The following is a 25,006-nucleotide window of genomic DNA, read 5'->3' as shown; positions in this document are numbered from 1 at the left end:
AGCTGCTCGCCCGGCAAGCCGCGCCGGCCTGATACGCGGCGCATCATTCGGTGTCCGGCATCGCCAGCCATCCGCCACGCCGATTTCGCGCAGGCCTTTTTCAACAGTCTCGAACGGTTGTGACACCACGTGCCGGCGGCTTTCGACCGTTCCAATCCTGAAAGCTGTCTGGCAGGAAAGTCCCCAACTGACGCCCTCCGGGGACAACCTTGCTCGTTCCCACTTTAAAACTCGATGAGAAGGCATTCCCATTGGTCACCCAGATCTGCCTCGCACCATGAGGACGCCGTCGAAGAGCTTGGCGACACGCTCGTTTGACGGAACGGCCAAGGCGGCGTTGATCGCGGCTTGGTTCAATCCATGCCGACCTACTGCGGGAGCGCCGTTAGTCGCAACCGCTCCTGCCATCGGCGCGGCGCCTGGCGCTGACGAGGCGGCATTGACGTCATCCGGGGCCTGCGTGGCCTCGATCACGCGGAGGCTGTTAGCAGCGACCGCCGGGTCGACGCGGATCTGGGGCATCTCGGGGGCCGGTATCTTGGTCCGCGCCGAGAGCTTCTTCTCGGCATAGTAGCGGACCTTCTTTCCATAGGTCGCGTACATGCCTCGCCGGAAAACGATCAGATCGTCCTCCGGCAGCAACTCGACTTCCTGAGGGAGCATCAGCGGCCGGCGCTGATCGGAGTCCGAGGTGGAGCCGCCGCCGCCACCCCACGTTCCCATCGAGCGCGAGCGAGCCTTGAACGTGTAGCTGCCGAGCTGGTCCGAAATCCTCTTCGCTTCGGCCAAACCGGCCGGACGAAGCACGAGCCGCACCGCGCAGTTCCGCTCGATGTCGGCCGCCACCTTGTCCCCATAGACGCCCTGGATCTGTTCGAGCGACTGGAATGCCGGCAGCATCCGCAACCCGTAGCCGGCGACATAGCTGAAGGCGTTCGCGAGCACGGTGCATTTGCCGAGGCTCGCGAACTCGTCCAGGGCGAGCAGCACCTTGATCTGATGCTTGTCGCCCTTCGGCAGCTCGCGGACGTTGCGGTCGATGAGTTGCTGGAAGAGCAGGCCGTAGATCGGCGCAACCCGCTCCAGGTCATCCGGCGACACGCCGAGATAGAGCGAGATCCGCTTGTCCCGAAAGTCACTGAGATCGAAATCGCTTTCTGAGGTCGCCGCATCGACATATGGGTTCAGCCAGCCGTTGATCTTGGACGTAACCGACTGGCGCAATCCGGAGAACGTGTTCGCCGACGAGCCGGTATAATCCTTGATCGCCGAGACGCACCCTTCCGACAGGGGCTTTCCGGCCCTCTTACGATCGGCGATGATCTTCGGGAAACGCCGCTGGGCATCACCGGCCGCGAACTGGCGGTACACCTCGCCGAGCGTGAAGGGGAGGGCGTCCTCCCCATCGTCGACAGTCGCGGCGATATAGGCGGTGATGCCGAGGAACGCGGTTCGCGCGCCTTCGGCCCAGAACTTTTCGCCCGTGAGCGGATCGGGATATAGCATCGCCGCGATCTTCTGGAGCTCATTGATGACCTCCACCGGGTCATGCCGGTTAATGTAGCTCAGCGGGTTCCACCGCACGGTGCGGCCGGTGGGATCGAGCGGGTTGAAGAGCAGCACCTGCTGCCCGAGCACCTTCAGCCGATACCCCGCCGTGTTGTCGTAATTCTCCTGCTTGATGTCGAGCACCACTAGAGAATCGAGCCAGTCGAGCAAGTTCGGGATGATGACGCCCACCCCCTTGCCGGCACGCGTCGGGGCTTCGAGCATCACATGCTCGGGCCCGCCGAAGCGCATCACCTTGCCGCCGAACTTGCCCAGCACGATGCCGGCCGAGGCGAGCATTTTGCCGTTGCGGACCTCGCCGACCCGCGCGAAGCGCGCCTCGCCGTGGAGCTTTTGCCGCGTGAACAGCGTCGAGACGATGATGACGACCGTCAGGACAATGCCGATCCCGAAGCCGATCAGGAACGGCTGATAGACGATCGGATAGCCCTTCAGCGCCCACAGCGCGGCCGGCACCTTGCGCCACGGGGTATGGGCGTTGAGGAGGTGGGCACGCCATAGGACGGCGAGGGCGCCGATCGCGGCGCTGACGAACATGCCGATGACGCCGAGGAACGCGATCGCGCCCGGCTGCGACCCTTCGTCGCTTCGCACCCATTTTCCGTTCATGCCGGCACCCCCTTCAGTCGGTCGGCTTGCTCGCCGGATCGAACCATACTTCGGTCATGCGATAGCGCGCCGGCTTGCCCTCACCGGGTGGCAGGCGATGCATCTGCACGACGATATCGACCAGGGAGCGCAGCAGCGCCCGGATGTCGTGGCGGTCGAGATCGTTGCCGCCGTCCGATTCCTTCACCAGCAGCGTCAGCTGCTCGAGCGCGCCCTCGGCGGTATTGGCGTGGACCGTGGTGATCGAACCGGGATGACCGCTGTTGACGTTGCGCAGGTAGAAGAAGGCGGTGCCGTCCCGCAATTCCTGGAGAAGGATGCGATCGGGCCGCATTCGCAGCGCCGATTCCAACAACTCCTTGGCGCCCGCCTTCTGGAGGCTCTTCCCGTCCTTGGCGTACATCATGTGGACGTGATTGCGCTGGGGTACGACGAGCTCGCGCGTGTCCTCGATCGTCAGGATCCGCTCATAGTCCGGGATCAGCTTGATGAGACCCTTCGAGAAGCTCGTCTTGCCGGAGCCCGTCGCGCCGGAAATGAGGATGTTCTTGCGGGCTTCGACCGCCAGCTTAAAGAAGGCACTCCAGTCGCCTGCCTCGCGCAATCGCAGCAGATCGGGGTCGACCTCCTCGTACAGACCGTGCGCGCGGACCTCGCTGAACAGGCCGGCACGCTCGAAATCGTCGATGTTCATCGTCACGCCCGACGCTTTGCGGATCGTGATCGAGATGAAGCCTTGCTCGACCGCCGGGGGAACGACGACCTGTGCGCGCTCGCCGCCCGGCAGCACCGAGGAGCATATCGGATATTCGGAGTTGATGTCCTGCTTGGTCAGCCCCGCGATGAGCTTCGCCAGCGTCATGAGGGCCGCATTGTCGAGTGCGGGCTCCTCATGCCACTCCCAGCCACCCCGCGTTTCAAGGCCGATCATCCCCGGCTCGTTGATGACCAGTTCGGTCACATCGTCGCGCAGAAGGTGCCGTCGGATCGGCTCGGCATTATGCTCGTAGATCAGCGACGTCGGACTGGATGCCACGGCCTTAACGCCTCAATCCCACGTCATAGACTGAGCGGAAATCGAAGTCCTTGGCGACGAAGATCGCCGCGGTGTCGCCCTGGTTCTTCTTCAAGATCGGTTTGATGTTCATAGTTTGCTGAAGGACGGTCTGCCCGGTTTGTCCGGGAACTTGCGTGGTGTTGCTCCCCTCATTGGCAACTGCCCGACCGGCGATTTGCGAGGCATCCTCCAGCACCGATATGACGAGCCCAACGCCGAAACGTGCCCAGAACTGGGTATCGACGCCGCCTGGCAACCCGGCCCGACCAAGGCTATCGGCTGCCGGCGACCCGAGGTCGATGGCGACGCCGCGCGGCGTCAGGGCGCGCGTCCACAGTACGAACAGGCGCGCTTGCCCCTGCGTGATGCCGCCGGAATATTGCCCGAGGACCTTGGTCCCCTTGTCGAGCAGGACGATGCGACCGTTCTCGGAATAGACATCGTGGTTGATGACGCAGGACACGAACCCGGCCTGCGTCGAGTTGATCGCCGTTTGGAGCGTGCAGGGGATGACCGTGCCCGCACTCAGCAGAAGGTTACGGTCCGCGACCATCGTTGCCCGGACCGTCTGGATCGCGGCATGGCCGAGCTGATCGCTGAAGTCGGTCGAACCCTTGCCCGCCTCGGCCGGATTGTCTTCGCCCGGCGCTCCGAAGCCACTGGCACCGATGCCCCGCCGTGCGACAGTGGATTGGCCGCCGCGCGTCCGGTCGTCGAGATCCGTGCCCTGTTGGGCGTCGGCATCGGCGGAGGCGGGAAGGGCGGCCGAGGCCAGCCCGGTGTTGCCAAAGGCCATGATCGGCGACCGCCGCGCCGCATCGGCCATGGCGCGTGCCTGCTCGGCACGTCGCTGCTCGGGAGATTGCTGTCCGTTCGACGTTGTGGAATTTGTCCCGCTCGTTGCCGGCGCCGGATTTCCGTTGGCGTCCGCTACCTGCGGCCCCGGGGCTGCGGCGATCGGCCGCCCGAATATGTCGGTCTGGGCGGCGCCGGGCTGGCCGAGTTGACCCGCGAGCGCCGCGCGCTGCGCATTCGGCGATCCCATCACGTCGTCCACAGCACGGTCACTGGCTTTCGCGGGCTGCGCGGCAGCCGCGGTACTGGCCGATTGGTGAAACGCACCATAGCCTATCACGATGCCGCCTATGGCGCCGACCAGGCCGATCCCCGCACCGATGAAGGCGAGGTTGCCCCACCCGCCGCTACGCGCGACCGGGCTATCGACCTCGCCTGGAGCAACGGTGTCGGCAGCGACATCGCCCCCGCGGTCAATCACGGTCCCGACCATGTTACTGCCCCTTCACTTTGCGTTCGACGACATTGGAGACGGTGCCCGTTCGATCGCCGCGATCGTTGCGCAGCGGCGCCTCGTTGTAGATGCACAGCACCGCCGCCCCGCGCCGGAGGCGCAGCTGACGGTAGACCGCATGGATCACGACGAAATCCTCGCGAACATCGTAGGGGACGATCGTCTCGGTCCCGTCGACGTCGACCGCGAAGATCGAGGGAATGTCGGCGTGGCCGGGATAGCGCAGCACGGTGAACTCGCCGTTGTCCGAGATTTCGGTGGGTTGCAGGGCGCTGTCACCCTGCACGGTGTAATTCATATTCCGGGTGCCCTCGATCACGGCATGGTCGAGCGCGGCGGTGGTGATGGTCGTCTCGATCGCCTTGGCAGCCTGGCCCTGGGCAAGCTGCACCTGTAACGCCGCCATCGCCCGTTCCTCGCGCGGATAGCGGAACCGTACGCCGTACATCGTGGCGCCCGTCCCTAGTGCGAGGTTGAAATGATAGGTGCGCGGCACGCCGCCCGCGTTGGTGACGACGATCAGGTTGGTGCCTCCAGCCCTCTCGCGGGGTTTGAGAAAGACGATATTGCCTACAGGGGCGATCTGCCAGGAGACGGTATCGCCCAGGGCGGCCTGCGTTACCGTTTCGCCGGGCCCGAACTGGATCTCGATCGCGTGCCGGAAACTGCCGACGATCGTCACCACCTGATCCGGATCGTAGTTGACGTTGCGAACGCGGGCGTCCTTGGCCCCGGGGACGGGAGTCTCCGAGGCGAACGCGGGTTGCGGCGCGAGCGTGACTGCCGCGGCACCCAGAATTGAGAACGCGACGAGGCGGTGCCACACCGCCCCAACCCCGCGCCAGAACCGGTTCCTGGCGCCATCCTCTGTCAACACCAACTCCGTCGCCGGCGGTGACAGGCGGAGAATCAGCTTTTTGCGGAGCGCGGGCATAAAGGGGACGGCAACACGGTCGCCATTGTCCGACGTATTTGGCTGATCGCTCATGTCACGCCTCCGGATCAGAACGATAATTCACGACCTGGAAGCCGAGCGGATTGATATTCCGATCCTTCTCATGCTCCGGCGCCGTCGTGTATCTGAAGGTCAGAATCGCGTTCCAGTTTTGCGCGATCGGCGTGTTCTGCCCGAAGGTGATGATCTTCGTGAAGCGGACCTGCGCCACGGTAGGACTGAGGAAACTGATCGTCCGGATCGAGATCGAGACGAAGCCCTTGTCGCCGTAAATGTTGGAAGGCGCATTCTTGTTGTTGGCCTGAACGCTGTTCAGGTAACGAGCGCTCTCGGCGGAATCGCTGGTAAGCATGACCGTATAGGCGTTCTCGCGCGCGGCATCGTTGAGCCAGCCTTCGCGCAACCGTACATATTGCGAGATGAAGTAGCGGTTGACCGCATCCTCATAGGTGCGCGGCTGCGGCCCCTTGAGCGCGGTCACGACCTGCGTCTCGCCCGAGCTCTTGTCGACCCTGATGACATAGGGCTCAACGGTCTTCAGCGGGCTGAGCATCGCGACTGCCGCAACCGACGCCACAGCGAGCGTGCACGCAGCCGCCGCAACGCCCCAGGCGAGCCGCTTGGACTGGATCGCCGCACGCATACGGTCATATTCCCACGTCCTCGATGTCTCGTAGTATTTCTCTTTATCTTCGGCCTTCACCGCGCCCATGGCGTCGATCCCTTCAGCAGGAGGAGTAGGTCGGCGCGACGTCCTGCGCGGACGTGCGTGGCGCCGATCGCGGGATATTCATGGCCCCGGGTCCGATGGGGGCGGCAGGCGTACCTCCGGCACCGGGCGTAGGGGGCGGTGCGGGAAGAGGCGCAGGCGCTGGCTCGCGTGATGGAGGAACCACCATCGAATGCCCTGCGCCCTGCTGTGACGCCGGCAGTGGCACCGGCAAGCTCGGCAGGATCGACCCGTAGAGGTTGGCGGGACGCCGGTGTTTGCCGTCGCACACCGAGACGGGCTTGATATGGGTCCCGGTGCAGCCGCCAAGCACAAGCGTGCCGATCGCCACGATGGTCAGCCTTTTCATGACGTCTCCGTTCGTAAGGTCCCGCGCCCGGCGGTTCCGTGATGCATGGTTCCGGACCGGCCAGCGGTCCTCAAGTGGACCGAGAGGCCGAGCCGCCCGTGGCGCCCCCTCCTGGCGGGGGACGGTTCGCCTGCGTCGCGCGCCGGAACATCAGCCGGTTGGTCAACATGTTCGCCCCGGTCTGCAGGAAGCCATGGCCGCCAGAGGACGCACCCCCCGAGATACCCGCGGCGATGGCCGGCGATTGAAAGAAGAAGATCGTGCCGACGATGTAGATCGCCGCACAGGCGATCGTCGCGACGAGCATCACGGCGGCTTTCAGAACGATGTAGCCGTTCTGCGCCATGACGAAGGACGAGCCGTCTTCGGGGATCGATCCCATGATGCCGTCCATGGCGGCTTCCTGGAGGCCGGTGATGAACTTGGTCATGATCGCCATGACGACCATCAGCAGGATGAAATTGACGGTCTGCTTCAGCCACCCGTCGAACAGCCAGCGGGAGGAGTTGAAAAGCAGACACGCCAGCGCGAGCGGCGCGAGCGCGACGCAGATCGCAACCGACAGCTTGGCAAAAATGACGATGCAAAAGCCGATCGACGCCGACATAAACGCGAAGATGTAGAGGACGGCGACGCACAGATAGGTGATCAGCGTGGCGCTGAGCTGAATCACGGGCGTTCGAAAGTCGGTGATGCCCTTCTGCTCTTGCGACTGAACTTTCAGGTTCGCATTGACCAACTTCTCCGAGAGCTTGCCGGTATCGGAGACATAAGTATCGAAGGTCGTGCCCGGGTTGGTGACGGGCGTGCCCGATCCAGCCGCGATGATCTCGCTCGGCAAGTTGGTGACCACGTTCACCACAAACGCCGAATAGCCAACCGCACTGGCAGCCGCGAGGGCGAACCCGACCTTACCAGCCTGGAATACCAGCTCGCGAAGTGGAGCCTGGATAGCCCCTCGTAGCACGGCAAAGCCGAGCAACAGGAAGTAGATGATCGCCGCCAGGGCCAAAGGCGCTGCAACGAAACTGACGAGCCCCGCCCCGAAGCTCGCAACCGAGGTCGCTATGGCGGTCTCCACATACGAATACATCGTCGTGAACAGCGTCATGATGTTGGGTGGGCCGGCAGCCATTGAGTGAGGTTCCGATCTTCGGCGATCAAAGCACAGCGATTAAATCTACTTCTTGCGGATCGTGTTCTGTTTGAAGAAGCCCGCCTCTTCGTTGCCGGCCTTGGTCTGGGCGACCGAGATGGTCGCGTCTCCGGTCGTCGCGCACATCTTGGCCTTCTGATCCGCAGGGAGATGGCTGTACTCCCCCGCATCGCACTTCGCCTGCCACTGCGAGAGGAGTTGAGGACTGGCGATCAGCTCCTTGGCGGTAGGTACCACGACGTTCTGTTGGCATCCGCAGACGAAGAGCAACGAGCAGAGGGATAGTATCTTGCGCATGATTACTTCCTGATCGTGTTGGCACTGAAGAATGCTGCTTCATCGCGACCGGCCGCCACTTGCGCTGCGCTGATCTGCATGTTCGCCTGACCGGCCTGCGCCATCTGGATCGCCTGCATCTTGAGCATATCGTTCTGAAGCTGTGCCTGTTCGACTGAGATCCGGGCCTGCAGGTCCATCACGTCCTTGGGATCTTTGGCATACGACAGTTGCTCGCGGAGCTGGTCTAGGCCCTGCATCCGGGTCTGGGCGATGCTGAGCGTATTCTCGCCCAGCGCGGCTGTGGCGGCCGATGAGCTGGTCGCATCCTTGAGCGCCTGGTTGTAGGCCAGGTCTGCGTCGGAGGACGACGTTGCCGGCAGCGCGTAACGAGACTGGATGCTCGATGCGAGCGAACCGAGCGAACCAATCTTCGACAGGTCGCCACTGAGCAACGTCGAGGCGTCGATCGTCGTGTTGGGCAGGATGTTGCGCACCTGCGCATTGAGCAATTGCGGGGCGAGCGCGTTGACGTTGGTCAGCTTCTGAAGCGAGCTGAGCGTTGTCGTCGCCGTCTGGATCTGCTGCTCGCCCTGCTGGATCATTTTGATCGTGTTCTGGACCTGGGCGAGCGCTTGCACATAGGTAGAGGTGTCGAACACAGGAATGCCCTGTGCAGCGGCCGGCGACGTAAACGCGACGATCGCGACCGGCGCGGCTGCAACCATGATGATGCGCTTGAGCGACATGTCAGCTTCTCCTTTGGTTGGCATAGAAATGCGGCAGCCATGCCGCAGGATCGTTGCCCGCCAGGGCAATGGCCTCCTCCATGGCGACAAGGGTTTCCTCGCGGCCGGAAAGCACTTTCAGCTCATTGGGCATCCCGCCGAGATCGAGCTTTGCAACGATCGAGGTATGCCCTTGCTTGACCAGAAAGGTGCGGCTCTCCGGCGTCAGATCCTCACGGATCAGCCGGTACTCCGCGTCCGTCAGGCCAAGCCCGTCGCAATAATCCGATCGCTTGGCGTCTGAGTTGGGAAGCAGGATCTTGGTCGCGGTCTGCTCGATGATCGAGTGCGCAATCGGTGAGCGCAGCGCATCAGCCGGCGACTGCGTGCCGAACACCATGAATGCGTTGCGCTTACGGAAGGTCTTGAGACCGTCCTGCGCAAACGCCCGAAAGGCTTCGTCCTGAAGCGCCTTCCAGAACTCGTCGACGTCGACCACGACACGCTGCCCGTCCAGCAGCTCGTCGACGCGGTGGAAGAGGTACAACATCGTGGGAGTGCGGATCTCAGGGTTCTCCAGGAAGTCCGTCATGTCGAAGCCGATGAATCGCGCCGACATCGACACCTCGTCCTGCGGACCATCGAAAGCCCAGCCGAGCGGGCCGCCCAGACACCAGCGCTCCAGCCGCGCACCAATGCCCTCGGCATCGGCGTAGCCCAGCATCTCGCGCAACGCGCTGAACGAGCGCGACGGCGCTGGCAGCCGCATCACCGCCTCGATACCCTCGTCGATCAGTCGCTCTTCGGCGACGCTGAGCGGGCGGTTTTCCCTGCGTACCAGGACACGGATGAACTGCCGCAGAAACGCGATGTCGTGCGGCGACGGTGTCAGACCCTTCAACGGCGCGAAGCCGGTGGGCTCGCCGTCGCGCAGCGCCAAATAGGTGCCGCCACACGCCCGGACGAAGATCTCGGCACCGCGGTCCTTGTCGAAGAACACCTGTTTCGCACCGGTCTTTTCGAGCTGCGCTTGCAGGAAGTTCTGCAGCACCGTCTTGCCGCCACCGGTTGACCCGATGATGAGCGTGTGGCCGATGTCGGCACGGTGAAAATTGAACCAGAAGGACGAGCCCGCGCGCGTCTTGAGCAGCGTTACCGCCTCGCCCCAGTGGTTTCCAGACTTGCGGCCTGCCGGGAACGTGTAGAACGGGCTCAAGCCTGCGAAATTGCGCGTGTTGATGACCGCGGGGCGCGCGCGCATCCGAAAATTGCCGGGAAGCTGCGCCCAGAAGGCGGCCTCCAGCGCGACGTCCTCGCGCGCCATCACCATGCCTGTATCGGCCGCTGCCGATCGTGCGATCGACAAGCGTTCCAGCAGCCGCTTCGGGTTCTCGTCGATTACCGCGATCGAGAGGTGATGCTCGCCCATGGCGAAGCGGTTCGCCATGAGATCGTCGACGCCGTCGAGCAGTTCCTCCGCCTGGCTGACGCCGGCATCGTCCGAGGAGACCATTTGCTTGTATTTTTTGGTGAACCGCTCGCTCGCGACCGACTTCACCAAGGGCGCGAAACTCTGGGTCAGCACGAACGGGAAGTCGAGCGTGAGCAGGCTGTTGAACTGACCGGTCCGCGTGCTGGCGACATACTCGCGCACGCCGAACATTCCGAGGAAATGCGACTTGTGCGGAAGCCGGATCTCGGCCGCCTCGCGACCGAACACCACGCGTGAGGCATACAGGGCTTGGCCCAGCCTGCCGTCGAGCAGCGGCACGCGGATGCGGTCGCCGGTCAGGATGAAGTGAAGCACCTCCATCGGTCGTGAAAATAGAATACCGTTGTGCTCATACAGCGAGAGCGGCTCCGGAACGACATCAGCAAGCAGCGTTTCGAAGTCGCGGCACTTGTCCGCCATGATCGTGAGCGCGCGATCGTCGATCTCGGCGTTCGCTTTTCGCCTGGAGAAAAGCCGCGTCACTTGCTCGCCGGCCATGCTCGACGGACGGACGATGATCGTAACGTAGAACTCGTTGTGGTAGAGGACGTTCTCCTTCAGCGTGTCGGCGTATTTCTCCTGCAAGGTTCGCGCGAAGTCGGAGTGGAAGTCGCCGCCGAGAACGGGGTCGGTCGCTGTCCGCACGAGATGGGTCCACAGCGCAACGCGATCGTCACCGATCGAGCGCCACGCGATGTTGAGCTTGTTATGCCAGGTGTTGAGATCGCCGACGTCGCTGGTCTCGAACGGCCGCCCATCGACGCGGTACATGCGCATGAGCGAGCCGTCCTCGAGCGCAACCAGCGTGTCGTCGACGTGCCGCGTGTAGGGAATGAACTTGATGTCATCCGTCTCGCGAACCGCGACCTTCTTATGCTTGAGCCTGGAATCAGTCATTGCCGAAATGCTTCCGCTTCACGCCTTTGGCGAGGCGGACGGGAGAGTAGCTCCCGCCGCCCCAGAACTTGCGGTTATTGGATAGAAAGCCGGTCTGGAACCACAGGCCCCACAGCCGGAACGCATTGAAATCGTAGTGACAGATCATGCGCGCCGGGAAGTAGAGCGCCCCGAACAAGGCCAGGGGGTAAAACGGATTGTGGAAAATCCCCCAGATCACCATGCAGACCATGATGATCGGCAGGATCGCCTCGAGCGGCAATCCCATGAATACCGACGGTCTAGTCAGGGCGAGGAACACCTTATCCTCGGCGAGCTTGTCTTCCATGCTACGCCGATCCGCCCATCCAGCCGACGATTGTCGCTGCCGAGAAGATGATGCCGATGCCGATCAGCACCGTGACCGCTTTTCCCCAATCCATCCGGCCGGTCAGCTTGGCATAGCCGACCGCCATGACGGCTATGACGCCGACAACGGACGCGACGGTGGTCATCCAGGTCCTGATCGTGCCGAGCCCGGTCTCGATCGACGTGCCGCTGCTCTGTGCAAGGACGGGCTGCGCGATCGAAATGAGGGCGAGCGCACCGGCAAAGCCGATGACCTGCCGGGCGCGGGCGTCGGACAACATCCGGCCCATGCCTTGAGTGAACTTCATACGGGTCTCCATGGCTTGGGGTTTACCTTTCGAGATCGTGGGTGGGGCGGATCGGCTCGACCTGCCGAACAGGCGTCGGCTCGCGGACCGAAACATCCAGGCCGCGCCGCAGCACGTCCGAGATCATGCGGCGGCTCTCCAGGCTCGCGGACGTCATCCGTTCCGCGTCGCCATCGAACGCCGCACCAATGTGCTGATCCATCGCCGCCTGCGCCTGTAGCGCGTTGGCGAGCCGCGGCTCGGCGGCAATACGCTCCGCCCCGCCATGAAGGAACAGTTCGGCCAGTTCGTCATTTTCGTGACGTCGCTCAGGCGCGGCCTGATGAAGGCGCTCCTCCCGAACGATATGGGGTTCCTCTTCGGGCTGTCGCTCGGGCGCAGCCGTCGCTTCGCCGGCCAGGCGGTCTTCGGGCGTGGCGGCGAGCGCGCCGCCGAGCGGCACGTTCGCACCGGCTTCGCGGGCGACTTCGTGCCGGTTGAGCCCGGAGCGGACGATGTAGATCGCATCGGCGACCTCGCCGTCCCACGCGCCGTCGCGCGCCATCTGGCGCAGACCGTCGGGTTCATAACCGGACCTTGAGAAGGCGCTAACCAGCGTCGGGCTTTCCAGGGCTCGCTCCAGCGCCCCGTTCAGCGCATCCCTGTTCAGATCGATACGTTCGGCCTGAACCTCCCTCCGCAAGGGGTCCATGTCCTCGCTGACGGCCGCGTAGAGCGCCTTGCGATCCTGCGTGTGGACGCTCACCGTCAACAGAAGGCGCTTGTCTGCGTCGGACAATTCGGTGCTGATTCCGCTTGGCAACGGCTGAGGCGCGCCGTTCCTCTCCGCGTCGGCCGACGGCTCGAGGACTGTCGCCTCCGTCGCCCCGACAGCCGCCGTCGGAGCGACGGGTTCGACAGTCGGGGCCGGCTTCTCCGCCACCTCACGGTCGCGTCGTGCAGCATCGGCGCGACGCAGCTCTTCCATTCGCGCCTGTTCGTCGAAGCTTGGCTCATAGCCGCGCACGGTCAGACCTTCGCGCGACGCCGCCGTCCACACTGCCTGACGAAACTCAGGCGAACCTTCGACGTCGATCCCCGCCCAGCCATTGTGCTTGGCGATCGTGACCAGGGTCGAGACGGTGTCGGGATCCTCGTTTCGAGCAATGATGCGATCGCCGGCAATCTCGATCGACGGGTTCTCACGATCCGTCGGCAGGAACATGCCAACACGGCGCTCGCTTCCGTCGGTCGGCTCGATGATCCGGACCTGATAGCGTGTCGCCAGCTCGGGCGGGATCTGGAACGCAGACTGTCCGCCTTGCGCTTCCGCGTCCAGGCCGCCCCGCGCAACGCTGTTATCCGCGCTCACTTGAAAACCTCGACGGCGTTGGAAGCGGTCTGCCCCACCACCCAGTTATCGTTGTCGACCGCTGGCTCGGCCGGGCTCGCCGTCGGAGCCGCGGCGGACCGCAAGCCCGGGATGGGCGGGGGTGTCTGGATCGTCCCCATGCCGCTCGCCGTCGACCATACGCGACCGACATAGCCATTGCGAAAACCGCGCGTCAGCGTGCCGGTGTTGTAGAGCGAATAGGTCGCGGAGATCGCGTCCAGCCCCGTATAATGCTGGATCGCAAGGCCATATCCCGCCCGCAGCATCGACGATGCGAGACGGAGGTTCGTACAAGGGTCGAAGGCCTGCTCGACGCTGACACCCAATCGCGCGAAATTGGCGGAGTTCACCTGAGCCAACCCGACATCGACGGTATAGCCAGCCGCCATGTACCGGCGCACCAGCGCGGCACCGTCGGGGATCGACGCGGCGCGGACACGCGGCCCCTTGTTGATATTGATTGCCAGATCGTCGCCGCCGCTTTCGGTCACGACGAGGGGAACAACCGCCTCGGTCGCGATCTCAGGCGCGCATTGCTGCGCAAGCCTGGTGATCGCGGCGATGGCGTGGATCATTGTGGCGTCACTGTCTGGTAGCGGGTGTCGAGCGCGTACCGCGACGTTCCGCCGTCGGCCTGCGTCACGGTCAGGTCGTAGCCGTGCTTGGCCTTCTTCGTCTTGATGCCGATCCCGGTGCAGGTTGGGAACGAGCCGCCGATAGCGAGGGCGTTCCAGAGTTTCGTGATGGGCGGGACGCACTCGACATACTTCGTCGGCGAACCGGGTGTCGCGAGGCAGAGGATCACCTGACACCCCCAGTCCGACGCGTAGGCGGGTTGTGGGGCCGCGACCGCCACGACGCCGGCCACGCAAAGCGCGATGGCGCCAGTAGTGCCGCCCAGCTTGGTCATCAGGTATCGGATCATGAGCCACCTCCATGAACTGCGCGCCACTCTTCGGTTGCGAACACGTCCCACGGCGCCGGTGCATTGGCGGCAAGGGCGAGGGCCGAGGCCGGCGCGGTCGGTGCGGGGGCCGCCTCAACCCCGGCGGGCGTCGGCGGGGACGGCGCGTCGCCTTGTGCGACGGTGATGATCCAGTCCTCGTCGCCTTCGATCGGTCGGGTCCGGTCGATGACCTGTCCGGGTCGCGCGAACGCCACATGCCAGTGGTTCGCGTGACCGCGATCCCCCGGCCCGAGCAGCTCGATGATACGGATACCGCTGTGTGCCATGAGCGCCCGGATCTGCTCGCGGTCGATCGCGTGGACGCCGCCTGCGGGAACGAAATCGACCGCTTGGCCGAACTTGTGCCAGCTATACCGCGCGCCGAAGCTGGCGTTCATTGGGCGGATCGTATCGGTGATCCGCGAGCCAAAGGCGCGACGAACGAGGGCTGCGACGTTCGACGCCGAGGGCGCGCCCACGAAGCCGATAGAAGACTGGTCGTCGTCGATATGAGAGAGCGCGCAGGCATCAAAAACCGTTGCCGGCGTGATACCGTAAGTCGCGAAATCACGGCCGCGGATCGCCAGCGGCCCCGCCTCGAAGTCCGCGCCCAACGCGATCAGATCACGCACCGTCGCCTCGGCGTCAGCTGCGTTGACCGGCTGCCGAGCGAGGACCGCACCCGAACGAACGGAGACTGCGAGCGACGCGGGAGATGGCGTCCCGGCCCCGGCTAGCCCGGCGGCGCAGAGTTGAATTGCCTTCGCTACGATACTCGCCGGAAGCACATCAATGCACCATTACTGAATTGAACCAAAGCGGATGTCAGCGACTACAGGACATCGGCATCAAAAGGTTAAACCTGAAGCAGAAGGCAAACAACAACACATCTGGAGCAGTTCAGTCGCGATCTTGGAGTGATATGGCGTAATCTATTGCGACGAAAGGCACGGTATTGCACCATGACCGTATGATATGTGTTTCAAACGGCTTTAGGCAATTGTCATCTAGGCCAGTTCTTAGCTGAGTCAGTTGTCGAGTGGTTTCGAGGTGAGTGGAACGACGGTGGATATACGGGCCATGCGCTCTTGAAGCTGCAAGCTATATCGGGCGGATTGGCGCTCTTGATCGCCATCGGCTTCTGGTATCGGCCGTTCGACGACAAGCGGGCTGGGAGGCGAGGTGAGGTTTCGGCCTGCAGCGTCGCTGCGACGCATGATTTCTGCAATGCCGTCGCCGGCCTATCGACGGCGCTCCGCAATCCCTTCTTGCGGGTGGACCGAACCAGCATCCTGCCGCCCCGCGACACGCCAGGGGCCGTCGATCCCTTTATCACTCAGGCGAACATCGGCACGACGATCTGCCGACCCGGCTATGCCCGATCGGTCCGCCCCTCCTTCGCGGTTACCGCGCCCGTCAAACGGCGCTTGATGGACGCGCAGCATCCAGGCGAGTCCTTCGCCGATTACGAATTCGACCATCTGATCCCGATCTCGCTTGGCGGCGCGCCGCTCGACCTACGCGATCTGTGGCTTCAGCCCCGGCACGGCCAGGCGAACGCGGCCGACAAGAATGCCTTGGCCTATGTCCTGTGGCGATTGGTTTGCGAGCGCCGCGTGCCACTTCGGACGGCGCAGCAGGCCATCCGGCGCGACTGGACGAAGGCCTACGACACATACGCGACGCCCGAGAATTTGGCGCGCTACCACTTTGCGCACCGGCAAGAGGAGCGCGACTAGGCTCGCACAGGCCCGCCGGATCCGATCCGAACATCAACGAAGGAGGAAATCATGCCACAGAATATTGCCGAGTTTCGGCTCATCGGGCGCATCGGCAAAATCACGGCGCGCGAGAAGGTCACCTATGTGAGCGTCGCCGCTAATTATAGCCGGCGCGACGGCGACGACTGGAAGACCGACACGCTGTGGAACAGCGTCGTGTGCTTCTCCAATGTCGGACCCCAGGTCGAAGCAGCCGGGAAGGGTGATCTGGTGCATGTCACCGGCCGGGTCCGCGAGAGCAACCACGGCGAAGGCAACGAGGTTTCCTACCGCACCGAGCTGATCGCCGACACCTTCTCGATCCTGACCAAGGCCGAAGCCGAGCATAGCTGATTGGGGGTCGGAAGCGGGTTGGCGGCACGGCTCCACCTCCGCCGCGTTGCGGTCGAGCCAGCGTGGCCGTTCCAACCCGGTCGGGTGACGATCCTCGCTTGGTTGTCACCCCGGACGAAAGAGATCGTCGCGCCGCGCGCGGCCCACCTTCTCATGCCGACCATCCAGAGTGGAGGATGCCGCCTGTGCCTTCGGTGATATTTTCCGGAGGCTAAAGTGACCGAAACCGACCAACTTCACAGGACGTGGCCGATGACGAGACTACCGCTCGATGCCGAAATCCGAGCCAAGAACATCGTCGAACAGCTCGGCGGGGTGTGGCGCGGCACTCGCGGCGAATGCCGCTGCCCGGCCCATGACGATGGCTCACCCAGCCTGTCCGTCCGCCTCGGCGATTCGGCGATCCTCTTCCACTGTTTTGCCGGCTGTACAACGCTCGAGGTGCTGAAGGCGCTTCAGCGCCAAAAGCTCCACGACCGTTCTGCGGTGGCAATGCCGGAGGGCAAACCGAAGCGCGACATGGGCGCGCTCGCCCTGCGTCTCTGGAATGCCAGCGTGCCGGTCGCGGGCACGCTCGCCGAAGCCTATCTCGTCGCCCGCGGCCTCTCCGCGCCCTACCCCAAAGCTTTGCGCTTCAACCCGGCGACCATATTCGGCTCCGGTGCCGACAGACGCGTAATGCCCGCGATGATCGCCGCAGTCGAAAACGACCTCGGACTGGTTGCCGTCCAGCGGACCTTCCTCGATGCTGTCGATGTGCTGCGCAAGCCCATCCCAAAGCCGAAGGTTGCGCTCGGACTGCTCGGCACAGCAGCGATCCGTCTTGCGCCTGCGACCGACGAGCTGGGCCTTGCCGAAGGGATCGAGGACGCCCGATCGGCGACTGAATGGTTCGGGACGCCGACATGGGCGCTGGGCGGTGTCGAACGGCTAGCCTTCGTCGCGATCCCGGAGAAGGTCCGCCGGGTGATCGTTTACGGTGACCGAGGCCGCGCGGCCGACCGCCTGCTGGAAAAGGCACGCGATCACCTGACAGCGAACGGGCGCGAGCTCATCAGCCGCGTGCCCGAGGATCATGATGACTGGAACGACGCCTGGCGCGCGCACCAGCGGAGCGCATGAAACCGCAACTGCGGCAGCCGAATTACGCGGATCATGGGCGTGTCAGCCGAGCCGCATCAACTGGGAAGGGTAGGGGGCGACGAGCCCCTTCAGATCGTCCCATGGTGCCGATAGCCAGCGATCATAGTCGTCGTCGTGAAGGACCACCGGCATCGCCTTTGGATGGATCGGCGCGATGATCGCATTCGGCTCGGTGGTCAAGAACCCATAGGCATTCCCGCGCTCGGTCGGTCGCCAGATTCCGGCAAAGGCAAAAATCGGGCGGCTAGGCACGTCGAACCAGTGCAGCGGCTTCTTTCCGTCCTCGCCAGGCGCGACCCCGAACTCGGAGAACGCCGTCACCGGCACCAGGCAGCGGCGCGCCGGCGTTGTCAGCATCGACCGCCAGAAGCTCGAGTTGAGATTGCGCACGTTGGTCACGTACTTGGTGAGCTTTACGCTTGCGTCGCGCTTACTCGGAACCTGGGTCGGTACACCCCACTCCATCCGCTCGATCTTCCGGTCTGCGCCGTCCTGGATGACCACTTGGCCGTAGAACGGCGTCTTCTTGCCCGTCGGAAAGATGTCGGGGACCGGATACGTCTCGTCGGGCTCGTAAGGCGGGCGGATGCCGAATGTCGCGGCGATCTCCGCCTGCTTCGCGGTCAGCCTGTATCGATTGCACATCCGAGCACCCTTTCGGTGCCGGCAAGCTCCGCCCGCCGGCACTCCCGCCTTACAGCTTGTCCTTCAGACCCTTGGCGGGTGTGAACGAGACCTTCTTCGATGCAGCGATCGTCATCGCCTCGCCGGTCGACGGATTGCGGCCCTGGCGCTCAGGACGATCCTTGACCGAGAACTTGCCGAAGCCGGCGATCGAGACTTCTTCGCCTTTTGCGGCCGCGCTTGCGATCTGGTCGAACACGGCGGCGATTGCGGCCTTGGCCTCTGCCTCGCTCGTGCCTGTCGTCCCAGCGACGCCCTTCGCCAGTTCACCGATGTTCATGCTACTTACTCTCCCTAGTGGATCTGGCCGGACCTTAGCCGTGCCGAGCGCCGATACAATGATGCTCCTCAACGATGCGCATGTCGCGGGCGCCCGCCTGATGGTCCGCAAACTGGCCAATCATGACGTTGTCGAGGTGTATCAGCTCCGGTGCGGGCAGGGGGCGATCACCGAGCTGGCGTCCGAGCCAACGCAAAGCCTTCGGCCGGGTTTCTACTGCGCGCTGCGCTCTCGCGTGACGCGCGGATCTTCATACAGGTCGCGGATTGCGCGCAGGCGAAAGACGTTCCACCAGCGCTGCCATCGATGCTCGGCCGCATCGTGGATCATATGGCAACGCTGGCAGAGCGCCGCGAGATTGCCGGGCATGCTGTTGCCTGGATCGTGATCGAGATGCGCACAAGCCAGCACGACATAAGTCGTTCGTACCGACGCCAGAATGAAGCCGCCTTTGAGCGCGATCCGCTTGCCACGGCCGGAGCGCCAACACACGGCATCGGCATCCCACCAGCGACCATCGCCTAGATGTGCGACCCGACGCATATGCGGCCTCGAGCAGTGCTCGCAGCGCGCGCCGGCCCGATCGAACCGGATCACGTCCGACAGCTGGCGCCAGTCGATCGGGTAAAGCCAGCGGCTTTCAGGGCGGATCGGCATCTCGATTCTATGAGTCAGCCGATGGCAGAACGAAAGCGAAATCTTCTCGGTTTGTTTATGGTCTGTTATTTAACCGTTCCACGCAGTGCGTACCGTCAGTTTTCGTGCCGATGCCCGTGATCGTGCGCGGCGATACTGGCAACTCACTCGAGATCGCGCTGTAGACCTCGTATTCGTTACGACTCCGTACCGTCCGGCCCTCGGCTGCGGTCAAGTGCAAAGACTCGATCCGGCCGACATAAATCCGTTGACCAAGCGTCGGCGGTAACGGAACATAAAGCGAACACGTAGAGTCTAGCCACCATGTCAGCCGTCCTCGATTCGCTTCCCCAGAGCATCGCCCATCTGCGAAGCATCGCGATGCCGCTCGCCGATTACCGGGTCCTGCCATTCGGCCTGAGTGACCTCGACAATCGTGTGAACGGGGGAGGGCTCCGGGCTGGAGCGCTGCACGAGGTCGCCGCACGCACTTGTTCGCTGGTCGATGATGCGGCTGCCACGCTGTTCCTTGCCGGTGTCGCCGCGCGAGAAGCGCGGAACGCGCGTGCCCCGGTGCTTTGGGCAAGCTGCCGGAACGATCTCTACGCCCCCGGCTTGGCGCAAGCCGGCTTGTCCTCGGCGAACGTGATCTACGCCCAGCCCAAGGACGACGCAGCACTTCTGGCGGTCGTCGAGGACGCGATCCGGGATGGTACGCCGGCAGCGGTGGTGGCCGAGGCGGCAAAGGTTTCGATGGTCGCCACGCGCCGCCTGCAGCTCGTCGCTGCTGAAGCCGACATTCCTGTGCTGCTCTTGCGACGCTGGCGGGGCCGCTCGCAAGACCCGCTCGGCGAGCCCTCCGCTGCCTGGACGCGCTGGCGGGTCGCCAGCGCCCCGTCGCAGCGGCTCACGGTTGCCGGGGTGGGACGCGCCCGTTGGTCGGTCGAGCTTGCGCGTCAACGCACCGGCGGGTCCTTCTCATTGATCGTGGAGGGGTGCGATGAGACGGGTTGTCTCGCTGTTCCTGCCGCACTTGGCCATCGAGCGGCTGAGACGGCTGGACCGGCACGCCACGCCGCGGCCTGAGCGGTTAGCGCTCCCCCTTCCGGTCGACGACGATCCGGGTGAATGCTCTGTCCCGAGGGGTGGTGGATGGCGCCCGGGTGCGCGCTGGGCGCGAACGCAATCGCCGACCAAGGTCGAGGTTGCCGGCAAGATAGCGGCGCTTCCGGCGCATGCGAAGCCGCCTATGCGCGAACTCGGACGGCGATCGGAAGCCGCGAGCCATCCGTACAAGGCTCAGTCGGTCACCCGACCGGCCATGATCGTGACACGGCCCGCAACCGCTCATGCTCCGCTGGCGCTTGTCGGCAAGGTCGGGCGGCGTGAGGAAGTCGTGGCGGCGTGCGCTGCGGCGGCCTCGCTCGGTATCCATGTCGGAATGGCCGCGACCCATGCCCGCGCTCTGGTGTCCGATCTCGACTTCCGGCCCGCCCAGCCAGAGGCGGACGCGGTCCTGCTCGACCGTCTCGCGCTGCTTGCCGTTCGGCGTTGGTCGCCCATTGCGGCCGCGACGCCGACCGATGGCCTGTGGCTTGACCTCGCCGGCTGCGATCACCTCTACGGGGGAGAAGAGCGCTTTTGCCGACGCCTGCGCGCCTTCTGCCAGCGCGCCGGGTTTACCGCGCGCGTTGCGGTCGCCGACACGCCGGGCGCTGCGCACGCGCTTGCAAGGTACGGCCGGGAAGATCTGACAATCGTGCCCGCGGGGGGGACGATACGAGCGATATCGCCGCTACCGATCGCCGCCTTGCGGCTGACCGGCACGGCGCTCAGCGCGGCCAAGCGGTTCGGCTTCGAAACCATCGCAGACCTTTTGCCGGTCGCGCGCGGCCCGCTCGCGCGGCGGCTGGGCCTGCCCGCCATCACTCGGCTCGATCAGGCGCTCGGCGGCGTGGCGGAGCCGATAACGCCGCGCGAAGATGTCACCGTTCCAGCCGTCGAGCGCCGCCTGCTCGAGCCGATCGGCACGGCCGAGGCGATCGCACAGGTGATGGAGGATTTGCTCGGCGATTTGGCCGAGGTGCTGCAGGCGAGCGGGCTCGGTGCGCGATCGCTCCGCCTGTCGGGACTTTGCGTCGATGGGACCGAACAGGTGGTTGCCGTCGGCACGTCGCGGCCGACACGCGACGTCTCCCATCTTCTGCGCCTCATGAAGCTCAGGATCGAGCGCATCGATCCAGGATTGGGCCTTGAGCAATTCGTGCTGGTGGCGCCGCATACCGAACCGCTGGATGCGGTCGATTTAGGGGCGGTGCTAGCCGGCGAGGTTCTGGTGCGCGACCCCGCGCGCCTCGTCGATGTCGTCGCCGGCCGCATCGGAGCGAATGCCGTCTATCGGATCGCGCCGATCCCGAGCCATGTACCCGAGCGAGCGGTCGCGCGTGCCGACCCGGTCGAAATGCCGGCAGGGTGGCCGACATGGCGGCGGCCGGTGCGGCTGTTCGCCAGACCGGAGCCGCTATGGGGCGTCATCGCGCTGCTCCCCGATCAACCGCCGCGGCGCTTCGAGTGGCGAGGCCAGGCGCACAAGGTCGTGGCCGGCGATGGACCCGAGCGGATCCACGGCGAATGGTGGCGCCGCGACGCCGAGACTTGGGCGGTACGGGACTATTACCGCGTCGAGGATGAGGCAGGCGGCCGTTTCTGGGTATTCCGGCGCGGCGACGGCACCCATGATGATACCGGCGATCTCAGCTGGTGGATCCACGGGGTGTTCGCATGAGCGCGCCCTATGTCGAGCTTCAGGTGCTCACCCATTTCTCGCTGCTGCGCGGCGCGTCGAGCCCCGACGAGCTGTTCGCGGCGGCGGCACTGCTCGGGTATTCCGCAATTGGGATCAGCGACATCGGTACGGTGGCGGGCGTCGTGCGCGCCTGGGAGGCGCAAAAGGCGACCGGCGTCCGCTCGATCGCGGGTACGCGTGTCGATCTCTCCTGCGGGCGCCGCCTGATCCTCTATCCGACCGATCGCCCCGCCTGGTCACGGATCACGCGGCTGCTGACGGTCGGCAAAAAGCGGGCAGGGAAGGGGGGCTGCCTGCTCCACTGGCACGACCTCGAGCCATGGTCGGAGGGGGTCATCGCGATCCTGCTACCGGACGAGGCGGATCAGGCGAACCTTGCGGCACTTGCCGACCTGAAAACGGTTTACGGCCGGCGCGGGTACATGGCGCTGTTCCAGCGCCGGCGGCCGGACGACGCCGTCCGTATCGATGCGCTGGCTAGGCAGGCTGGCGGTGCCGGCGTTCGCGCGGTCGCGACCGGTGACGTCCTCTACCATGCGCCTGAGGCCCGTCTCTTGCAGGACGTAGTCACGGCCGTGCGCGAGAAATGCACCGTCGACGAGCTCGGTTACCGCCGTGAGATCAACGCCGATCGCGCGCTCAAATCGCCGGAGGAGATGGTCAGGCGCTTTCGTGACTATCCCGATGCGCTGCGCGCCAGCGTCGATATCGCGCGGGCTTGCACCTTCGATCTTGGTGAACTGGCCTATCAATATCCCCACGAGCGGCTGATCGATGGCCTTAGCGCGCAGGACGCGCTGCAGAAGCTGGCCACCGAGGCGGTCGAACGGATGTTCGATGGCAACGTGCCGGCTGCCTATACCGACCAGATCGGCCACGAGATGCGGTTGATCGGCGAGCTCGGTTACGCGCCCTATTTCCTGACCGTCTATGCGATCGTGCGCGAAGCGCGCCGCCGCGGCATCCTGTGCCAGGGGCGCGGCTCGGCCGCCAACTCTTGCGTATGCTTCGTGCTCGGCGTCACTTCGATCGATCCGATTAAGCACGAGCTTCTGTTCGAGCGCTTCGTGTCGGGGGAACGGCGCGAGCCGCCCGACATCGACGTCGACTTCGAGCATGAGCGCCGCGAGGAGATCATCCAGTGGATCTATGAAACCTACGGGCGTGATCGTTCCGCGCTGACCGCGGTGGTCCAGCGCTACCGCGCGCGCGGTGCGGTGCGCGATGTCGGCAAGGCGCTGGGGTTGCCCGAAGACCTGACGTCCTCGCTGGCGGGGCTGGTGTGGGGCTGGTCCGCCGAAGGCGTGGGTGAGAAGCAGGTCGAGGAACTCAACCTCGATATCGGCGATCGCCGACTGCGCCTCACCCTGGAACTCGCCCGCAAGCTGATCGGCGTGCCCCGCCACATGAGCCAGCACCCGGGCGGGTTTGTCCTGACCCATGATCGTCTCGACGATCTCGTGCCGATCGAGCCCGCAGCGATGGAGGATCGTCAGATCATCGAGTGGGACAAGGACGACATCGATGCGCTGAAGTTCATGAAGGTCGATGTGCTCGGCCTCGGCATGCTCGGCTGCATGAACCGTGCCTTCAACATGCTCGAGCAGGACAAGGGCATCCGCGTCGGCCTGGCCGACCTCCAGGACGACGATCCGGCCGTGTACGCGATGATCCAGAAGGCCGACACGCTCGGCACCTTCCAGATCGAGAGCCGCGCGCAGATGTCGATGCTGCCGCGGATGAAGCCGCGCCGGTTCTACGATCTCGTGATCCAGGTCGCGATCGTCCGACCCGGGCCGATCCAGGGCGACATGGTTCATCCCTATCTGCGTCGGCGAGAGGGGCTGGAGAAGCCTGAATATCCCAGGCCTGAGCTGCGCGCGGTGCTGGAAAAGACGCTCGGCGTGCCGCTATTCCAGGAACAGGCGATGAAAGTCGCCATCGTAGGCGCCGGCTTTACCCCGGCCGAAGCGGATCAGCTGCGCCGCGCCATGGCGACCTTCAAGGTCACCGGCGGCGTGTCGCATTTCTCGGAAAAGCTAGTCGAAGGCATGGTGTCCCGCGGTTATCCCCGCGACTTCGCCGAACGCACCTTCCGCCAGCTCGAGGGCTTCGGCTCTTACGGCTTCCCGGAGAGCCACGCGGCGAGCTTCGCCAAGATTTCCTACGCCTCCAGCTGGATGAAGCATCATCATCCCGACGTCTTCTGCGCCTCGCTCATGAACGCGCAGCCGATGGGATTTTATGCGCCCGCGCAGATCGTGCGCGACGCCCAGGCGCACGATGTCCAGGTCCGGCCCCCGTGCATTAACGCGAGCCGCTGGGACTGCACGTTGGAGCCGACAGGCGGCCGCTACCTCGCGGTGCGGCTCGGTCTTCGCCAAGTGCGCGGGCTGTCGAACGCTGATGGGGCTGCGATCGTAGGAGCGCGCAGCACGACATTGTTCGATTCCGTCGAGGACGTGTGGCGTCGATCGGGCGTCCAACGCGCGGCGATCGAGAAGCTGGCGGATGCCGATGCGTTTCGCGCATTCGGCGCCGACCGGCGGCAGGGCCTGTGGAAGGTGAGGGGCCTTGGCGAGGCGCCGCTGCCGCTGTTCGCGGCCGCGGATCGCGCTGCGGAGACGATCAGCGCCGAAGGGATCGAACCGTCGGTCGACCTCCGACCGCTGACGGACGGTCGTGAGGTGATCGAGGATTACCGCTCGCTGCAGCTATCGCTGCGGGCGCATCCGCTGACGTTCGTTCGGGGTGATCTGGCCAGGCGTGGCGTGACCAAATGCGCGGAACTCGCGAACATCCGGGATGGTCGCCACGTCGAGGTCGCCGGCATCATCCTGGTCCGCCAAAAGCCCGGCTCGGCCAAGGGCGTGTTGTTCATCACGATCGAGGACGAAACGGGGATCGCCAACGGTATCCTGTGGCCGGATCGGTTCGAGCGGCAACGCCGCACGATCATGTCCGCGTCGATGATCGGCATGAAGGGCAGAGTGCAGAAAGAGGGCGAGGTGATCCACGTCATCTGCGACCGGATCATCGACCATGGTGACCTGCTGCACCGCGTGGGCGAGATGTCGTTCCCCCATCGGACCGGCCGCGGCGACGGGGCCAAGCATGCCGGATCGCCTGACCGGGGTGACGAGGGTTGGAAGGCGGAGCCGCGGAACTGCTACTGGCCGCCGCATGCCGAGGGCATGGATCCCGAGGACGCCGTCCGCTTCAAATCGCATGACTTTCGTTGA

At 64.6% G+C, this 25,006-nt stretch carries 25 protein-coding genes; 6 read left to right on the top strand and 19 right to left on the bottom strand.

Annotated elements, in window-relative coordinates:
- Nucleotides 1–255: 255 nt before the first annotated feature.
- From FFS35_RS13185 to FFS35_RS13110, 16 genes are all read right to left on the bottom strand, one after another.
- Nucleotides 256–2,178 (bottom strand): type IV secretory system conjugative DNA transfer family protein, encoded by a 1,923-nt coding sequence (locus FFS35_RS13185; RefSeq protein WP_137787554.1) that lies wholly within the window; start codon nt 2,176–2,178, stop codon nt 256–258.
- 13 nt (nt 2,179–2,191) lie between these two features.
- Nucleotides 2,192–3,214: a P-type DNA transfer ATPase VirB11 gene (gene virB11 / locus FFS35_RS13180; protein WP_137787553.1), complete on the bottom strand. Its 1,023-nt coding sequence runs from the start codon at nt 3,212–3,214 to the stop codon at nt 2,192–2,194.
- A 4-nt stretch (nt 3,215–3,218) separates the two neighbouring features.
- On the bottom strand, nt 3,219–4,061 hold the full coding sequence (gene virB10, locus FFS35_RS20350; protein WP_249341623.1) for a type IV secretion system protein VirB10: 843 nt from the start codon (nt 4,059–4,061) through the stop codon (nt 3,219–3,221).
- 463 nt (nt 4,062–4,524) lie between these two features.
- Nucleotides 4,525–5,532 carry a TrbG/VirB9 family P-type conjugative transfer protein gene (locus tag FFS35_RS13170; RefSeq protein WP_137787551.1) on the bottom strand — a complete coding sequence of 336 codons (1,008 nt, stop codon included), beginning with the start codon at nt 5,530–5,532 and terminating at the stop codon, nt 4,525–4,527.
- Nucleotide 5,533: 1 nt separating this feature from the next.
- Complete coding sequence (locus tag FFS35_RS13165; protein ID WP_137787550.1) at nt 5,534–6,211, bottom strand: type IV secretion system protein; 678 nt, start codon at nt 6,209–6,211, stop codon at nt 5,534–5,536.
- Nucleotides 6,212–6,224: 13 nt separating this feature from the next.
- The gene (locus FFS35_RS13160; RefSeq protein WP_137787549.1) at nt 6,225–6,578 is read right to left on the bottom strand and encodes a hypothetical protein; all 354 of its coding nucleotides are present in this window, start codon (nt 6,576–6,578) and stop codon (nt 6,225–6,227) included.
- Nucleotides 6,579–6,648: 70 nt separating this feature from the next.
- On the bottom strand, nt 6,649–7,590 hold the full coding sequence (locus FFS35_RS13155) for a type IV secretion system protein (protein ID WP_249341621.1): 942 nt from the start codon (nt 7,588–7,590) through the stop codon (nt 6,649–6,651).
- Nucleotides 7,591–7,758: 168 nt separating this feature from the next.
- A complete protein-coding gene (locus tag FFS35_RS13150; RefSeq protein WP_137787548.1) occupies nt 7,759–8,031 on the bottom strand; it encodes a hypothetical protein in 273 nt (90 codons plus the stop codon).
- 2 nt (nt 8,032–8,033) lie between these two features.
- On the bottom strand, nt 8,034–8,759 hold the full coding sequence (locus tag FFS35_RS13145; protein WP_056626090.1) for a type IV secretion system protein: 726 nt from the start codon (nt 8,757–8,759) through the stop codon (nt 8,034–8,036).
- A 1-nt stretch (nt 8,760) separates the two neighbouring features.
- Complete coding sequence (locus FFS35_RS13140) at nt 8,761–11,127, bottom strand: VirB4 family type IV secretion/conjugal transfer ATPase (protein ID WP_137787547.1); 2,367 nt, start codon at nt 11,125–11,127, stop codon at nt 8,761–8,763.
- A complete protein-coding gene (locus tag FFS35_RS13135; protein ID WP_137787546.1) occupies nt 11,120–11,455 on the bottom strand; it encodes a VirB3 family type IV secretion system protein in 336 nt (111 codons plus the stop codon). Before FFS35_RS13135 ends, FFS35_RS13140 begins: the two co-directional genes overlap by 8 nt.
- A gap of 1 nt (nt 11,456) precedes the next feature.
- The gene (locus FFS35_RS13130) at nt 11,457–11,783 is read right to left on the bottom strand and encodes a TrbC/VirB2 family protein (RefSeq protein WP_137787545.1); all 327 of its coding nucleotides are present in this window, start codon (nt 11,781–11,783) and stop codon (nt 11,457–11,459) included.
- A gap of 22 nt (nt 11,784–11,805) precedes the next feature.
- Nucleotides 11,806–13,134 carry an LPD7 domain-containing protein gene (locus FFS35_RS13125; RefSeq protein WP_137787544.1) on the bottom strand — a complete coding sequence of 443 codons (1,329 nt, stop codon included), beginning with the start codon at nt 13,132–13,134 and terminating at the stop codon, nt 11,806–11,808.
- Nucleotides 13,131–13,730: a lytic transglycosylase domain-containing protein gene (locus FFS35_RS13120; RefSeq protein ID WP_137787543.1), complete on the bottom strand. Its 600-nt coding sequence runs from the start codon at nt 13,728–13,730 to the stop codon at nt 13,131–13,133. Before FFS35_RS13120 ends, FFS35_RS13125 begins: the two co-directional genes overlap by 4 nt.
- Complete coding sequence (locus FFS35_RS13115; RefSeq protein WP_137787542.1) at nt 13,727–14,080, bottom strand: hypothetical protein; 354 nt, start codon at nt 14,078–14,080, stop codon at nt 13,727–13,729. The genes FFS35_RS13120 and FFS35_RS13115 overlap by 4 nt, the downstream gene beginning before the upstream one ends.
- Entirely contained in the window at nt 14,077–14,733 is a 657-nt protein-coding gene (locus tag FFS35_RS13110) for a muramidase (protein ID WP_249341620.1), read from the bottom strand. The genes FFS35_RS13115 and FFS35_RS13110 overlap by 4 nt, the downstream gene beginning before the upstream one ends.
- Nucleotides 14,734–15,225: 492 nt before the next feature.
- Between FFS35_RS13110 and FFS35_RS13105 the strand changes: the two genes are divergently transcribed.
- From FFS35_RS13105 to FFS35_RS13095, 3 genes are all read left to right on the top strand, one after another.
- On the top strand, nt 15,226–15,840 hold the full coding sequence (locus tag FFS35_RS13105) for a hypothetical protein (RefSeq protein ID WP_249341619.1): 615 nt from the start codon (nt 15,226–15,228) through the stop codon (nt 15,838–15,840).
- A gap of 51 nt (nt 15,841–15,891) precedes the next feature.
- Nucleotides 15,892–16,215 carry a single-stranded DNA-binding protein gene (locus FFS35_RS13100; protein ID WP_137787540.1) on the top strand — a complete coding sequence of 108 codons (324 nt, stop codon included), beginning with the start codon at nt 15,892–15,894 and terminating at the stop codon, nt 16,213–16,215.
- Between the two features lie 252 nt (nt 16,216–16,467).
- Complete coding sequence (locus FFS35_RS13095) at nt 16,468–17,337, top strand: toprim domain-containing protein (protein WP_137787539.1); 870 nt, start codon at nt 16,468–16,470, stop codon at nt 17,335–17,337.
- A 42-nt stretch (nt 17,338–17,379) separates the two neighbouring features.
- Here the strand turns inward: FFS35_RS13095 and FFS35_RS13090 are convergent, their stop codons facing one another.
- The 3 genes from FFS35_RS13090 to FFS35_RS13080 all read right to left on the bottom strand — a co-directional run bounded on the left by FFS35_RS13090 (nt 17,380) and on the right by FFS35_RS13080 (nt 18,979).
- On the bottom strand, nt 17,380–18,003 hold the full coding sequence (locus FFS35_RS13090) for an SOS response-associated peptidase family protein (protein WP_137787538.1): 624 nt from the start codon (nt 18,001–18,003) through the stop codon (nt 17,380–17,382).
- Nucleotides 18,004–18,052: 49 nt separating this feature from the next.
- A complete protein-coding gene (locus tag FFS35_RS13085; protein WP_037533376.1) occupies nt 18,053–18,322 on the bottom strand; it encodes an HU family DNA-binding protein in 270 nt (89 codons plus the stop codon).
- A 213-nt stretch (nt 18,323–18,535) separates the two neighbouring features.
- The gene (locus FFS35_RS13080; RefSeq protein ID WP_137787537.1) at nt 18,536–18,979 is read right to left on the bottom strand and encodes a hypothetical protein; all 444 of its coding nucleotides are present in this window, start codon (nt 18,977–18,979) and stop codon (nt 18,536–18,538) included.
- A gap of 303 nt (nt 18,980–19,282) precedes the next feature.
- Here FFS35_RS13080 and FFS35_RS13075 point away from each other — a divergent pair, with 303 nt between their 5' ends.
- The 3 genes from FFS35_RS13075 to FFS35_RS13065 are packed head-to-tail and all read left to right on the top strand — an operon-like array spanning nt 19,283 to nt 25,006.
- Entirely contained in the window at nt 19,283–20,044 is a 762-nt protein-coding gene (locus FFS35_RS13075; RefSeq protein ID WP_249341618.1) for a protein ImuA, read from the top strand.
- A complete protein-coding gene (locus FFS35_RS13070; protein WP_283214573.1) occupies nt 19,959–21,743 on the top strand; it encodes a DNA polymerase Y family protein in 1,785 nt (594 codons plus the stop codon). Before FFS35_RS13075 ends, FFS35_RS13070 begins: the two co-directional genes overlap by 86 nt.
- A complete protein-coding gene (locus FFS35_RS13065) occupies nt 21,740–25,006 on the top strand; it encodes an error-prone DNA polymerase (protein ID WP_137787535.1) in 3,267 nt (1,088 codons plus the stop codon). The genes FFS35_RS13070 and FFS35_RS13065 overlap by 4 nt, the downstream gene beginning before the upstream one ends.

Source organism: Sphingomonas sp. 3P27F8 (assembly GCF_005502745.1).
Lineage (GTDB): Bacteria > Pseudomonadota > Alphaproteobacteria > Sphingomonadales > Sphingomonadaceae > Sphingomonas.
Note: the sequence above shows the minus strand (reverse complement) of the source record. Positions and strands in the feature narration are given on the sequence as shown.